The organism is Arthrobacter sp. sptzw32, assembly GCF_059089735.1.
Genome location: NZ_JBNHEZ010000022.1, coordinates 1 through 590 on the forward strand (window position 1 = coordinate 1; position 590 = coordinate 590).

1 protein-coding gene is annotated in these 590 nt (G+C 66.4%); it reads right to left on the reverse strand.

Features of this window, described 5'->3' with window-relative positions:
* Window positions 1–590 (reverse strand): TIM barrel protein (locus tag AC5RVN_RS17425; protein ID WP_494138754.1); only part of this gene is annotated, 590 nt, incomplete at both ends.

Genomic DNA, 590 nt, shown 5'->3' on the forward strand with positions numbered 1-590 from the left:
TCGGCGCGGAACGCGAGGGCGCGTTCTTTCAGGAGCAGGTACATGTTCATGTTGGCTTTGGCTGATTCCCAGACGCCGTCGTAGCCATCGGTGCGGGAGGGCTTGTAGTCGAAGTGGCGCGGGCCTTCGTAGCGGGGCCCGCCGCCCGGGAAGCCGTTCTCGAGCAGGTCAACGGTGAAGAACGCGCTGGTGAGGTCACCGTGGCCGAAGACGAGGTCCTGGTCGTACTTGATCCCGCGCTGGCCGTTGAGGTCGATGTGGAACAGCTTGCCCGCCCAGAGGGCCTGGGCGATGCCGTGGGTGAAGTTCAGCCCGGCCATCTGCTCGTGCCCGGTTTCGGGGTTCAGGCCCACGATGTCGCCGTGTTCGAGCTCGGCGATGAACGCCAGGCCGTGGCCGACGGTGGGCAGGAAGATATCGCCGCGGGGTTCGTTGGGCTTGGGCTCCAGGGCGATGCGCAGGTTGTAGCCCTTGTCCTTGATGTAGGCCGCGGCGGTGTCCACACCCTCGCGCATCCGGTCCAGGGCCGCGGCGAGGTCCTTGGACCCGTCGTATTCGCTGCCTTCACGCCCGCCCCACATCACGAACGT